Annotated in this window: 12 protein-coding genes and 1 riboswitch; of the genes, 3 read left to right on the top strand and 9 right to left on the bottom strand. The window is 39.4% G+C overall.

The window, feature by feature from the left end; translation table 11 throughout:
• Positions 1-2: 2 nt before the first annotated feature.
• The 5 genes from AC6I0I_RS02555 to rlmD form a co-directional block, all read right to left on the bottom strand.
• Positions 3-275: an iron chelate uptake ABC transporter family permease subunit gene (locus AC6I0I_RS02555; RefSeq protein WP_262953672.1), complete on the bottom strand. Its 273-nt coding sequence runs from the start codon at positions 273-275 to the stop codon at positions 3-5.
• On the bottom strand, positions 275-1,258 hold the full coding sequence (locus AC6I0I_RS02550) for a FecCD family ABC transporter permease (protein WP_262953673.1): 984 nt from the start codon (positions 1,256-1,258) through the stop codon (positions 275-277). Before AC6I0I_RS02550 ends, AC6I0I_RS02555 begins: the two co-directional genes overlap by 1 nt.
• Positions 1,251-2,201, bottom strand: coding sequence for an ABC transporter substrate-binding protein (locus AC6I0I_RS02545; protein ID WP_262950166.1), 951 nt, complete (start codon positions 2,199-2,201; stop codon positions 1,251-1,253). Before AC6I0I_RS02545 ends, AC6I0I_RS02550 begins: the two co-directional genes overlap by 8 nt.
• Before the next feature lie 339 nt (positions 2,202-2,540).
• On the bottom strand, positions 2,541-3,053 hold the full coding sequence (locus tag AC6I0I_RS02540) for a GNAT family N-acetyltransferase (RefSeq protein WP_262950164.1): 513 nt from the start codon (positions 3,051-3,053) through the stop codon (positions 2,541-2,543).
• Positions 3,054-3,214: 161 nt separating this feature from the next.
• Positions 3,215-4,606 carry a 23S rRNA (uracil(1939)-C(5))-methyltransferase RlmD gene (gene rlmD / locus AC6I0I_RS02535; RefSeq protein ID WP_262950163.1) on the bottom strand — a complete coding sequence of 464 codons (1,392 nt, stop codon included), beginning with the start codon at positions 4,604-4,606 and terminating at the stop codon, positions 3,215-3,217.
• A 189-nt stretch (positions 4,607-4,795) separates the two neighbouring features.
• A riboswitch (Lysine riboswitch) is annotated at positions 4,796-4,968 on the top strand.
• 139 nt (positions 4,969-5,107) lie between these two features.
• Here rlmD and AC6I0I_RS02530 point away from each other — a divergent pair.
• The gene (locus AC6I0I_RS02530; protein ID WP_262953674.1) at positions 5,108-6,694 is read left to right on the top strand and encodes a Na+/H+ antiporter NhaC family protein; all 1,587 of its coding nucleotides are present in this window, start codon (positions 5,108-5,110) and stop codon (positions 6,692-6,694) included.
• A gap of 539 nt (positions 6,695-7,233) precedes the next feature.
• Here the strand turns inward: AC6I0I_RS02530 and pdaA are convergent.
• Positions 7,234-8,031: a delta-lactam-biosynthetic de-N-acetylase gene (pdaA, locus tag AC6I0I_RS02525; protein WP_262953675.1), complete on the bottom strand. Its 798-nt coding sequence runs from the start codon at positions 8,029-8,031 to the stop codon at positions 7,234-7,236.
• Positions 8,032-8,186: 155 nt separating this feature from the next.
• On the opposite strand from pdaA, the gene AC6I0I_RS02520 reads away from it, so the two are divergent.
• Both AC6I0I_RS02520 and AC6I0I_RS02515 read left to right on the top strand, forming a co-directional pair.
• Complete coding sequence (locus tag AC6I0I_RS02520; RefSeq protein WP_262950161.1) at positions 8,187-9,125, top strand: YihY/virulence factor BrkB family protein; 939 nt, start codon at positions 8,187-8,189, stop codon at positions 9,123-9,125.
• A gap of 64 nt (positions 9,126-9,189) precedes the next feature.
• A complete protein-coding gene (locus tag AC6I0I_RS02515) occupies positions 9,190-9,846 on the top strand; it encodes a hypothetical protein (RefSeq protein ID WP_161832110.1) in 657 nt (218 codons plus the stop codon).
• Between the two features lie 13 nt (positions 9,847-9,859).
• On the opposite strand, the gene AC6I0I_RS02510 is transcribed toward AC6I0I_RS02515, so the two are convergent.
• Genes AC6I0I_RS02510 through AC6I0I_RS02500 form a run of 3 tightly spaced genes read right to left on the bottom strand, consistent with a single transcriptional unit; the run spans position 9,860 to position 13,740 of the window.
• Positions 9,860-10,984, bottom strand: coding sequence for a GerAB/ArcD/ProY family transporter (locus tag AC6I0I_RS02510; protein ID WP_262950159.1), 1,125 nt, complete (start codon positions 10,982-10,984; stop codon positions 9,860-9,862).
• 15 nt (positions 10,985-10,999) lie between these two features.
• Complete coding sequence (locus AC6I0I_RS02505) at positions 11,000-12,169, bottom strand: Ger(x)C family spore germination protein (RefSeq protein WP_262953676.1); 1,170 nt, start codon at positions 12,167-12,169, stop codon at positions 11,000-11,002.
• 2 nt (positions 12,170-12,171) lie between these two features.
• The gene (locus AC6I0I_RS02500; protein WP_262953677.1) at positions 12,172-13,740 is read right to left on the bottom strand and encodes a spore germination protein; all 1,569 of its coding nucleotides are present in this window, start codon (positions 13,738-13,740) and stop codon (positions 12,172-12,174) included.
• Positions 13,741-13,888: the final 148 nt, after the last annotated feature.

Below are 13,888 nucleotides of genomic sequence, written 5' to 3'. Positions count from 1 at the left end.
TTTTATTCCCCCGGTTCAGCTAACTCATTTCTCGTGACACTTTGCAACACACAACCCGATGTGGCTAAACAAACAGCGACCACAAGGGCGACACAAAGACGTGGGAGGCGAATATCAAAAATAGTGGCATTTTGAAGCTTCGAGCCATTCCCCATGAGCGTCGCTATCACCTCGTAAACAGACATCTGATAACTTCCAAGACTAATAGCGACTAAAAAAATGGCCACTAACAGAAGACTTAAACTTAAACTGATGACAATCAATCGTTTATTCACTAAGCGCCCTCCTTTCTCACCATCCAAATAAATAAAGGAACCCCGACTAATGAAGTAAATAAACCAATCGGTGTTTCGTAAGGCTGATTAACTAACCGTGCTAATACGTCCGCCCAAATAACAAGCGTTGATCCAAATAGGAAAGAAAGAGGCATAATCATCCGATAATCTTGTCCCACCCATCTTCGAATAATATGAGGAACGATCAGTCCAACAAATGCGATATTTCCGGCGACTGCCACACAAACTGCACACATCGGAATAATTAAGAGTAACGTTTGCATGCGAATTCGATTAGGATTTTCCCCTAATCCAATACAAACATCTTCTCCTAAATTAACAACATTAATTTTAGGTGCTAAAAACAAAGCGAGAATCGTCGTCAACACACCCACGATTAACACGAGTTGGACGCTCGCCCATGTCGTCGCGCGGAATCCACCCGCTAACCAAAACGCTAGATTCTGAGACTTATTCGTTAGTAGCGCAATAACGGTTGCCATGGAAATAAAAAAAGTACTCAAGGCAGTTCCTGCAAGTAATAGCTTTGACATATTCATATGACGCGCACTCTTCATACTAAAAAGTAAAACGAGGGTTCCGCTCACTAACGCCCCGATAAATGCCGCAAACATATAGCCAAAAAGACCTAATAACCCTGAACTTGCCCCCATCAAAGCGATGGCGAATGTCGCCCCTTGAGTAATCCCCATAAGTGACGGTTCCGCAACAGGATTCCTTGTCACCCCTTGCATCATTGCACCCGTAATACCAAGAAGACCGCCTATAAAGGCGGTACAAATAGCTCTTGGTATCCGAACATCTCTAACTAACTGCATATCTAAAATATCTTCATAATGAAAAATACTATCGATCACTGTCTGCAACGGGATACTTTTCGCACCCGCACAAATCGCAACAATTAGCCCGATTATTGCGAATAAACTGCATAACGTAACTAAAAGGGTTACTTTCTTATTCATGCATACCCGCTAATAAACTTTGTACTTCATCAACAAATTCTAAACGTCCAATTGGGCTATAACCTTGATTAAAATATGGACTTGCCGGTAAAATCACAACATTCCCTTCTTTTACTGCCTTTGTTCCTTTCCAAATGCTGCTCTCTTCTAACGTTTTTAAATCCTCATCTGTTCCCACTGCAAAAATATAATCTGCCTCAATAGATGCTAATCCATCTAAAGAAACAACTGGTAAACTAATATCTTCTTGCTCTGGCATTCCGACTGGTTTTAATAATCCCATATCATTATATAAAATCGATCCAAGTCCCGCTTGATCAAAAATGAATAAACTTCCCGCACTCGCTAAAAATGAAAGATACGTACTATCCGCTCCATAAGTCGCTTTAATTTGTTCACCGACTTCTTTTGCTTTCGCTAAATAATTATCAATCCAAGCTTGTGCCTCGGCCTCTTTTCCAAATACCCCTGCCACATGTAAGAAATCCTCTTTCCAATCCACTTGTTTCATCTCAACCATCACAACAGGCGCGATTTTTGATAACTGATCATACATCTTCTCTTGCACCGTAGAAATAATAATTAAATCCGGATTAAGCGCCATAATCGCCTCAACATCCATCTCCGCTAACATACTATATCCTAAAATTTGAGCATCAGCTAACGTCTCTTCTAAATAGGTAGGTAAGATTGTGTAATCATATCCATCACTATTAGCTGTCCCGATAACCTCATATCCGATTAACGATAAAATATCACTAGCTCCACTAATATCAACAATACGTTTTGGATCCTTTGGAATTTCAACGTCACCCTTCACATCTGTGACTGTTACCATTTCAACCGTCTCTTGTTGATCCGGTTCCTTTGGTGACTTAGAACATCCAACAAGTAATCCAACTAAAACAAAAAAACTCATAAAAGATAAAAATGCTTTTTTCATGTTTGACTCGTCCTCCTTTAAATTTAACCATCTCGCATCAAATGGTTAGCATAAGCTAACTTATAGGATGATTATACAAAATTAACCTCTTGGACACAAGAATTGCATCTCATTTCATTATTTTATCATCCGATTCCATTATCTTTCCTTTACACAAATCTACCTATCTGTCATTCCCTCCCTTTAATCTCAACTATGTTTAATATGTAAAAAAAACACCTATCTTATTCCAAATCTCTAAGTCTCGCTCAAATTTTTAGGCTAAAAAATGAAAAAGAGCCGGAGCCGACTCTTTAACAGTCTTTCATTTAATCCATCGCTCGGCCAAAAGAAGTTGGATTAATCAATTCCAAATTCTTTGGCATACTTGATCGTCCCACACACCTTCGGTACCTCTTCTTTTAGTGGATACGCCATAAAATTCTCGCTTGGCACCTCAAAAGGTGGCTTAATTCCAAAGGTAGCTGCTGGTAAATAACCGGCCTTTGGGTAGTAAGTTTCACTGCCTAAGACAACCGAATAATCATAACCTAATTCACGCGCCCTTTTATGTCCCTCGTTGATTAAGGCAAGCCCAATGCCCGACCTTTGATAATCAGGAAGCACCGCTAACGGGGCTAGTGCTAACACCGTTTCGCGTCCCACCTTAGCCTCGGTAAACAAAATATAACCTACAATTTTCCCATCTATCTCGGCAACGAGAGATAAATCTTTAATAAACGCCTCTCCCTTCTTTAATGCCTTGACGAGCTCATGTTCATTCCCATCCGTGTGTTCTGCCTGCTCAAACGCCGCTTTAATCACTGTATGGATGATTTCATCATCCTTCGTCGTCTGTTTTCTTATCAACAACATAATCCCTCCATTACATTTAATTCATTTAAACTAAGTATACCGTTGTAACGTTAAGGCCTCAAGCTTCTTCTCCTCCCATCGTTTAAATACTCCCTCATCAAACGGCACCATAAAAAATTGCCTACGAGCCGAAGCTAACGTAGGCAACCAACATCCTCTTATTTTCGTTTTAATGGTTTGTTTTTACGAACGAGACGTACGACACATTCCACGTGAGATGTTTGAGGGAACATATCAATCGGTTGAATGTAATCAACGCGATACTTTTTCGTTAATTCTTTTAAATTTTTCGCCATCGTTGAAGGATTACATGACACATAGACAATCGTTTGCGGTTGAACGCGTTTTAACATTTCAATTAATTCTTCCCCTAATCCTGTACGTGGAGGATCCACAATCACAACATCCGGTTTGAATCCGTCATTCGCCCACTTTGGAACAATTTGCTCAGCCTTTCCAACTGCGTAATACGTATTAGTTAATCCGTTTAACTTCGCATTTTCCTTCGCATCATTAATCGCTTGGCGCGTAATATCAACCCCGCGAACCTCGCTTGCTTTATCCGCAACCCATTGACCAATCGTTCCAACCCCACAATAAGCATCAACGACTTTCTCTGTTCCCTTTAAAGCCGCCGCATACTTCACTTGATTGTATAATTTAACCGTTTGTTCTGGGTTTAACTGATAAAAGGCACGTGGTGATAAATTAAATTTAAATCGTCCTAACTCATCCGAAATAAACTTCTCACCCGCTACATGTTGCAACTCTTTTCCTAAAATCTCGTGCGTATCTTCGCCGTTAATGCTCACATACACCGATTTAACATCTGGGCAGTATTTCATTAAATCTTTCGCCAACGAATACATCTTTTTAAAATCATTATTCGCAAACACGAACGTCACCTGAACCTCACCCGTTTTAAACCCGCGGCGAACCACAATATAGCGTGCCGTCCCTTTACGCGTCTTCGGTGCATACGCAAATACTTTATAATCATCTAATAAATCAACCGCATGATTAATAACCTTATTAATTTCCTCATACTGAACATCACAATCCGTCACATTTACTAACTCGCGTGAGTTCATACTATAAAATCCGACCATAATTCCATCTTCATCATAACCGACCGGCATTTGCGCGCGATTACGATAATTATAAGGGTCATTCATTCCCATCGTCGGACGAATATCACACTCATCTGGATCTAAACTTGTATAGCGCTCAATGGCCTGAGACACAGCATCACGTTTAATACGTAATTGCTCTTGATAAGACATATGTTGTAATTGACATCCACCACATTGCCCATAAACTTCGCACGCCGGTTGAACGCGATGTTTTGATTTACGCTTAATACGAACCACTTCAGCCTCTGCATAACCATTTGCCACGCGTGTACACGTCGCGACAACCTCTTCGCCGACTAGTGTTCCTGGAATAAACACGGCTTGCTTTTTATAATAGCCGATTCCTTCACCGTTAATACCGATACGTTTAATGGTAACTAAAAATTCTTGACCAACCTTTAAAGGAGACATCTTCATTTATTTAAACCTCCAACTGTATTTTTTCATTTATCTTTTAATCTTACCACATTCGCTCACATTTTACACTGAAATCTCTACATTTTACGACAACCCTTTCTCTTCCCTAAAAAAAATTAAATGGTAATACTTGACTATCTTTTAAAAGGTGCTACAATAGACTTAATTGAATACGTTGCTTGTTCTCTTTGATGAGTTAGAGGCGCATGGCCAATGAGTAGGAATTTCGAGAGTGACGTCCATGACAAATTCCAAAAGGTGTCCATGCCGAAGTCTTGTTTGTGTCAATCAAACTTGTGCTGGTGTTACGTTAAATAGGCTTAACACTGTCACTACGAAAGTAGTGGAGGACTAATGATCGGAGAGTTAAATGATACCTGTCATCTGACGTCTACTTCTCGTAGGCCTGAAGAGTCATGTTAGAGTTTAACTCAACATGACTCTTTTTTTTATCAAAAGGACAGTTACTTATTCAAATTAAACAAAGGGAGAGGATTTTATATGACTGGAACAATCTATTCTTTAATTCCCGCGTTACTGACCATTGCCCTTGTCATCTTAACGCGTCGTGTTGTTTTATCACTTGGGGTCGGGGCATTATCAGCCGCCTTTATTTTGGCCAACTTTAACCCGCTTCAAACATTAGAAATCTTAATGAGGTCATTTAGCGGACTTATCGTTGAAGAAAATGGACTCTTCGGATTCTTAAATGACTGGAACATGTCTATTATTTTCTTCTTACTTGCCCTTGGGGTCATCACCGCTTATATTGTTTTATCAGGTGGCGCAACAGCCTTCACCAATGCAATTATTAAACGCGTCAAATCACGTGAGGGCGTTCAATATACGGCAGCTATCTTAGGAATTCTTATCTTTGTCGATGATTACTTTAACGCACTTGTTGTTGGAAACGTCTCTAAACCTTTAGCAAAAGAACAACGTGTCTCACGGGCACGATTATCTTATATCGTCGATTCAACCTCAGCACCTGTTTGTGTCATTTCACCTATTTCAAGCTGGTCAACAGGAATCATGGGATCGATGGCGGTTATTTTTGCAAGCACAGGAGCGACGTACAATACGTTTTCTGCCTTTTTAACAACAATCCCTTACCACTTCTATGTTCTTGTAACGGTCATCATGGTCTTCATCGTCATTAAATATAACTTCAATATTGGATTGATGAAAACTTATGAAGAAAGTGCCCTCAATCAGCAAGACACATCACTCACTCATGCTGAGGCGACGGCTCAAGAAATGGACGCCCAATCATCAAAAGGAACCGTATGGGATTTAATTGCCCCGATCTTAACCTTAATTATCGTGACTATTTGTACCATGGCGTATACGGGATATACAGGAGCAATCAACTCAGAATCAGACTTCAATCTCTTCTTTGCCATCCTAGAAAACATTAGTTTAGCGACCTCACTTCGCATCGGAGGATTAGCTGGACTCGTTGTTTCAATGGCACTGACTTACCGCCACATCATGGCACGCGAAATTTCATTCGCTCAATATACAAAAGCATTTTTCCTAGGAATGAAATCAATGGTCGGAGCCATCGTCATCTTATTATTAGCTTGGGCAATTTGTGACCTCGTTGGTACACTTGATGCAGGTGGATATCTTGCGTCACTCATTACACAGGCTAATATTGCACCGGGACTGATTCCAATGGTCATGTTTATAGTCGCTAGTTTCATGGCATTTGCGACGGGAACCTCTTGGGGATCATTCGGTATCTTACTTCCAATTGCGGGTTCAGTCGCTGCTGCCCTAGACATGGACCTAATGATTCCGATTATGGCCGCTGTCTTATCAGGAGCAATCTTTGGAGATCACGCCTCACCCATTTCAGATACCACATTGCTTTCTGCAACAGGAGCGGGATGTGACCTTGGCGCACACTTTAACTCTCAACTTCCTTACGCCCTACTATCAGCAACGATTGCTGCCATCGGGTATTTAGTATTCGGACTGAGTCAAAGCTTAATCATCGCCTATGGAGTCATGGCCATCTGCTTAATCGCCGTTATCTTCTTTGCAAAACGAAACAGAAAATCAAGGGAAGGAAATTCAAAATAAATCAAAAAGGAACCGATCGCAGGGGGGAAACTGCAAGTCGGTTCCTTTTTATATTAAAGAGAGGTTGAGAGAATTGGAGAAAAAATATTTATAATTATCAGAAAAGGATAATTATAAATGACTTATCTTTGAAATAGAGAACTTTAAACCATCATTTAAAGTATAGCCGGACGACTATTAACTTGGGGGGAGTCATCTCTACTCACCCCTATTATGGGGCGAAGCTTTTATTTTTAAACAACTCGCCTTTCTTTTTTTAAAAAAATAAAAAAAAACCTTAAGAGGGGGAACTCTTAAGGTTGGTAAACGGTCGTGGGGGAACACGATCCGTTTAGGGAGTGAGAAAACATAATGAATAAGAAAATCAAAGGGGAGAAAATTTATTATCATTTTCATCCTCAGTTATTATTACATAAGGTTATGTTCAAAAAATGATTGAAACGTGTCCATTTTGTGTTCTTTTTTTCAACTATTTGAATAAATATCCAAATAAATCCTGATTGATTTTTCATCTATTATTTTCCATCTTTTCCTGATATTTAATCCAACGGAACAGGGGCATCCTCGGTCATTAAATATTGAATAGACTTAAATTCATAACCTTCCTTTTGAAGTTCGGGAATTAACTTATCCAGACATTCGGCGTTATCACTTGAAATACTATGCATCAAAATAATGGCCCCTGGATGAATGCGTGCCAGAATTTGATTGTACGCATAGTCCGCACCTTTTTGTTGGTCAACATTCCAATCCATATAAGCTAATGACCATAAAATCGTGTAATAGCCGCGCTCTTTCGCAAAATCTAACATTTGTTGATTAAAATGGCCTTCTGGGGGTCTTAAATAGCGAACCATCTCTTGACCCGTAATCTCTTTATATTTATCTTCAACAAGTTGGAGCTCCTCGTTAAATTTTTCTTTCGTTACTTTGGCTAAATCAGGATGATGCCACGTATGATTTCCAACAATGTGTCCCTCGTTAGCCATTCGTTTGACTAAATCGGCATTTTCATCAAGGAAATGACCGGTCACAAAAAATAATGCGGGCACCTCATGTTTTTTCAAAACATCTAAAATTAATGGGGTATTCCCATTCTCATAACCGCAATCAAAGGTTAAATAAATGACCTTTTCATCGGCTGAGCCAATATAATAGGCATCATTTTGACGGACGATTTCATCAAACTCTTTACCTGGCCACGGTTGTTCATGATTCTCTCCTTTTGGAATACCCCAGCCAATATCTTTCGCCTCGGCGTGATAAACTGAGATAAAGCATAAGAGGAACGTTAGAACCGTCAACTTCAAGAACCTAAAGTTAAGCGTTAGTTTCATGTTGTTCACCTCTCATCATAAAAATTATCATTAATAATTTGTCGTTTTTTTGTACAAAATATACATTAACAAACAAAAACGATCGATGTCTCAAGGCATTTCTTAACAAAAAGTATCATAGGATGAAGTAATTACTCTATTTGGGAGGAAACAGTATGAAACATATTTTTAGCATAGAGTTTATAAAAAAAATTCAAGAACAATTATCACACCGTGAAATTAAAGGTCTACCTGAACAGATTGCCTTCAACTTAATCATGGCTATCGTCCCGCTCCTCGTTGTCATCGTCCAACTCGGGACTTATTTTTCGTTAAACACCGATGCCGTTAAATACTTTATTACCGCCTACGCTCCACAAGAAGTTCAACAACTACTCCTTTACTTATTCGATACATCCGCTGCTCCTCAATCTAGCACCTTTTTTGTCATTGCAACGGCCCTCTCCTTTTGTTGGATTATCTCAAAAGGGTTTTACGGAATTTCAACAGCTTCAAACACCACCTACCAGGTCCCCCTTTTAAAATTCGCCTTTTTAGAACGCATCTTTTCTTTTATCATGCTTTGCCTGATGGTCGTCCTCCTTCTTGTTGCCATCATCCTTGTTTTCTTCGGGCAGGCCATTATCACCGCCATCTTCCACCTCTTAAACATCACCCTGAGCCCACACCTCATGATTATCATTACCGTTCTCAGAACAAGCATCAGTTTCTTTGCCTACCTCACCTTCTTTCTACTCCTGTTTTACCTCTCTCCCACCATCAAAATCAAAATACACGAAATTATTCCCGGTGCCCTCGTCACCTCAATTGGTTGGAGCGTCGCTTCCATCGCCTTTAGCTTTTACGCGAACAAAATCGCAAACTACAATAAATTTTACGGAAGCCTCTCCGTCATCATCATCCTCCTCTTTTGGCTCTACATCCTCGGCTACGCCATCACCGTTGGTCTCCAAGTCAACTACGTCCTAAAACGCGATTACTTCGGCGGAGTCGAATACACCCCACGCCTATCCTTTATTCAAAGATTTAAATTTCTATCCAAATGGGTGAATTTTTCAGATAATGGCGAACAAAACTTGAAAGAAAAGCACTAACTTTTCGTATGAATCAAACCTCTACTGAATACAATGAACCATACTTACAATTGAGGTGAATATTATGAAAAGAGTATGTCTAATAGCTGGATTAGCGGTGACTTTAGCAGGTTGCGCCAACAATAACGAGACAGCAAAAAGTATTTCCACACCTCAAACCCTTCAAAATTTATCTGTTGCACCTAACACGACCGCACCTGCTACAAGTGATCAAACAAGCGCATCAACTGAACAAACAACAAACGATTCTTCAAATGCCTCAGATACTCAAACTGAGTCAGGGACAGAAAAAACATTTTCCACACAACAAGAATTCGTTGATTGTATGTATGAAAAAGTAAAAGCGCTAGAAGATACGATTTCTTTACTCGACTCAAACTTAACACAAGTTTACTCCGTAACAGGAACAGATGAGGAAGCTGCTCAACTTTCTATTCGAAAAAACCTCATCAAACAAACGACAAGTGAAATGGAAGCCATCGAAAAATTATCGACGCCAACAGAAGAGGTCGATAAACTTCACGACTATGTCGTTAAAGCCTATGAATACAACATCGACTACAAGTCAGAGGAGTACGAAGTCTTTAAAGCTGAGAGCTTAGAAGACCGCCAAGTGTTACTCGATGCCAATGCAGAAAAGGAACAATTGGCTAAACAGTACATCACCTTAGCATGGGCAGAAATCGATCGTCTATCAGAAACAACGTACGATCGTAAATAAAAAAACTGAGGCTCTATTTATGAGCCTCAGTTTTTAATTGTTTCACATGATTGTGATATTTAAATTCACTTAGCATCCAGACGATAGAAGGAATCACTAATTGAAAGATAGGGAGTAAGTTTTTAGGGTGATTAAGAATTGCCTGATAAATATCCTCAACTCCGCCTGTTGTTAAATGCATGGCTATAAAGATGATTAAAACACTAAACGGAAAGGCTAATTGACGATAACTAAATCGACGAATCAGTTTTTCAATACAACTTAATCCCGCATAAAAATAAAGACTTAATTTAAAAAAACACGTCATCATGACAATGATAATCGCTAACGGATCAAGCCGTTCAAATAAAACGTTAACCCCTACCATTTTCATGGCATTGAAGAATGGATAAATAAAATTCTTCATTAATCCCACACCTAAAATTCCCACACACATCACATCGGCGGCGAGTAAAATAATCGTTGCTAACACAATAGCCCAATAACTATATCTTAAAATTTTCCCTTTTCCCTCCTTCGGTAAGAGCGGAAAAATCGTCAGAAAGACAATGGACTCTCCATAAGGAAACAGCGTCATCGTATAAATATTTTGTTTCAATGGGGAAAATCCTTTTTCCAACACAGGTAAAAAGCGATCAAAACTAAAAATATCAGAAGTAAATACTGCAATGACGAGGGGAATAAAACAAAGAATTACCACATAAAAAAGCAACTCCGATGAACGTCCAATTGCATTGACCCCAAGGATTAATCCGTAAACAATCGGAACCATCAATAATAGCATAATTAATATCATATTTGCATCGACCATTAAGGTCACCTCAATGACGTCTGCTGTGCTTTTTAAAAGACTTGCCGTCATCAATAAAAAGTAACCACTATAAGCGATTAAAATAAGACTTCCGAAAAACTTCCCAAATAAATCGGTCAAAATGCCCGACAAGCTATCAAACTGATGCAACTTTCCAATCCGGTAATACATCGTAAACAATAGCGTCCCAAGAACCGCACTGATTAATAACGAAATCCAAACATCGGCCCCAGAAAAGCGACCCACATTAACGAGCGTAGCGCTACTAGATAAGAACAAGACTAATAATGAAGAAAATTGATTTAAACTAAGGCGTGACGTTTTCAAAAAATCACCTACTTTCTACTCCTGTAAATTAGCCACATCACCAACAGATGTAATCTCTAATTTAACTTTCACGTCAAACTCTAACTTCGGATAGATGTCTTCCCAGTATCCACTCACTTCCGCCCATTTCTTTGGATTTTTCTGATGAACCTTTCCACCCACGCCTAAAATATCTGACGCTAACTCGTTTTGCGTCTTATCAATAAGAGACTGTATATTTTGTTTTAGCTGCTTTCCTAATGCGGCCTCTAAATCACTCACGTTATCGGGATTCATTAAATCTATAGGATACCCATTCTCCATTAAAACTCCTTTAACTGAACAATCTACCATTACCTTATTTTTTTCTAAATCAGGTTTTATCTCTACTTTCGATTCACGCACCTCATAAGAAAGCTTATATTCATCATCAAGTACTGTTGTCACAACATAACGCTTACTCGTTCCAACTAATAAATTATAATATTGAGCCTCTTTACTCGTTAAGTATCCAACCAATTGATCCCCTTGAAATGCAGCTAATGAATCAATTTTGAGTTGAGAAGGCGCCTCCATCTGTAAAACATTTTGAATATCTCCCTCCTCGCTCTTTTCCTTAGAATCAATTGATACACTATTTAATACAATATTAGAGCTTGGATCATTAACCATTCCACTGACCTGATAGAGGTTATAATTGACTTCTCGTCCCGTACACGTCAAACAGAGATTAGATAACGAATTGAGTTGATTAATCGGAATTTGTTCACTTGGAGTAAGAACATTCAATACCTCACGGGCCGTCGTATGATTCGCAACGACTAACGTAATATTGGGGCGAATCATCACATTACGTAAGACAAAATCAACAACGGGATCAATTCCCGATTGCGCTATATCTTCATTAACCACAATCACACTTAAATGCGGCAAGTACAACACCTTAGCTGTTAGTGAATTTAGTGATCGATAAGCATCGAATAACGTCTCACCTTCACCCGAGATTGAAAAAACGGATAACGTATCATGCTGATTCCCGGCAATAGAAGAGGGATTAACAACTTGGGCCGTCATTAAATACCCATTTTCCGTTTGATCAATCCCAAGACCCGCTACAATTCCAATTTGGCTCATCTCCACTTTATGGCCACATCCACTTAAACTAATGGCCATTAACATGACCATGACATACATCAAACGTCTCACGCCTACTCCTCCTTCCTTTTTTCCTGATTAAGATTATGACGGACCCGATTCGTCGTTTTATAAATTTTTGGACGATACTTCATCCAAGAAAGGGGTAAGCGTAAAAATTGATCTTCCTGATCATGTAAGTTTAATGGCGCCATCGGAGCTAAGTAAGGTTGATCGAGCGTCGTTAAAGAAGACAAGTGTAAAATCAATAAAATAACACCAATCGTTATTCCGTAAAGTCCAAAAGCAGCTCCTAAAAATAAGAAGGCAAACGTTAAAACACGCATCGCATTCGACAAACGGGTACTTGATAAAATAAATCCTGCAATCGATGTAATCGAAACAATAATAATGACAATATACGAAACTAATCCTGCTTGAACAATCGTCTGTCCGATAATCAACGATCCTACAATCGTCATCGAATCCCCAACTACACTAGGCTTACGAAGCGCCGCTTCCCGGATAATTTCAAACAAAATTAACATAATTAATGTTTCAATATATGTTGGAAACGGGTTAGCACTCCGTTGATTAATAATCGTAATCAATAACACCGTTGGAATCATCTCCTGATGATACGTCGAAATAGCCACGTACAAGCCGGGAACGAGGAGAACGATAAAAAAGGCCGCGTATCGTAATAAACGAGTGACCGTTGCAATAAAAGGTCGCGAATAATAATCATCCGTCACCTGAAACATCGAAGCAAAATAAGCTGGCCCCGTGGTCACAAAAGGTGAACCATCAACAAAAATCGCAATTTCTCCCTGCATAAGAGCGGCCGCCGTTTTATCCGGACGCTCCGTTTGAATCAACCGCGGAAATAACGTGATATGATGATCCTCAATTAACTGCATGAGCTCACTCGAATTCACAATCCCATCAATATCTAAACTCTCAATCCGTTTATTCACCGTATGAACCAACTCTTTATTCGCAATTCCCTCAATATACGCCACAAAAACATCCGTCTGAGTCACCGTTCCCACCACATGAGCATCAAATCGCAAATTCGGATCCTTAATTCGCCGACGAAGCGTCGCCGTATTCGTACGAATCGTTTCAACAAAACAATCTTTCGGACCATAAAGCGACTGTTCCGTCTGTGGCTCGCTAATCGAACGCATTTGCCATCCCTTACAGTCAAACATCATAAATTGGTCGACACCGTCGACAAGAACAATAATATGGCCGTTAATAAGATTCGTGTAAAGATCCTCGTACGACTGTCCACATTTCGCATCTAACATACTGATTCGAGACTCAAAAATCGTCTGGAAAACGCCACAACTTCGAGTATTCGATTCCTTAACTAAAGAAAGATCAATACTTAACACATGAACAATAAACTGTTCAGCTTGGTTCGTATCGATAATACCGTCGATTCCTAAAATGGCGACCGAAACATCTTCAGCACCCTTTAATGTCAGCGTGCGAACTAACAAATCGTTGGCGTTTCCTAACCTCGTTTTAATCGTCTGTAAATTTTCATCTAATGCGTGATGAATTCGATGTGGCGTCGGTTCTGAAACAGGCTTTTTAGTTCCTTTCTTACCCTTAAATACCTTAAAAATATCCATGAATGACCCACCTACCTTTCTACTATTATCCGTAAACTTAAAAAAGTTATACGTCCATACAGAGGATAAATTTCCTCATCCTCCCTGATAGGAGGCCCCCCTTTTTTATAAAGAACAAACCATTTAATTTCACTTAAGGAGGAGTATG

This window comes from Turicibacter sp. St.80E1, assembly GCF_059728495.1.
Note: the sequence above shows the minus strand (reverse complement) of the source record. Positions and strands in the feature narration are given on the sequence as shown.

Bases quoted from the DNA above. Each gene is read 5' to 3' on its own strand.
- AC6I0I_RS02550 (WP_262953673.1), bottom strand. From the start codon at position 1,258: ATGAATAAGAAAGTAACCCTTTTAGTTACGTTATGCAGTTTATTCGCA.
- AC6I0I_RS02530 (WP_262953674.1), top strand. From the start codon at position 5,108: ATGACTGGAACAATCTATTCTTTAATTCCCGCGTTACTGACCATTGCC.
- AC6I0I_RS02520 (WP_262950161.1), top strand. From the start codon at position 8,187: ATGAAACATATTTTTAGCATAGAGTTTATAAAAAAAATTCAAGAACAA.
- AC6I0I_RS02545 (WP_262950166.1), bottom strand. From the start codon at position 2,201: ATGAAAAAAGCATTTTTATCTTTTATGAGTTTTTTTGTTTTAGTTGGA.
- AC6I0I_RS02515 (WP_161832110.1), top strand. From the start codon at position 9,190: ATGAAAAGAGTATGTCTAATAGCTGGATTAGCGGTGACTTTAGCAGGT.
- rlmD (WP_262950163.1), bottom strand. From the start codon at position 4,606: ATGAAGATGTCTCCTTTAAAGGTTGGTCAAGAATTTTTAGTTACCATT.
- pdaA (WP_262953675.1), bottom strand. From the start codon at position 8,031: ATGAAACTAACGCTTAACTTTAGGTTCTTGAAGTTGACGGTTCTAACG.
- AC6I0I_RS02500 (WP_262953677.1), bottom strand. From the start codon at position 13,740: ATGGATATTTTTAAGGTATTTAAGGGTAAGAAAGGAACTAAAAAGCCT.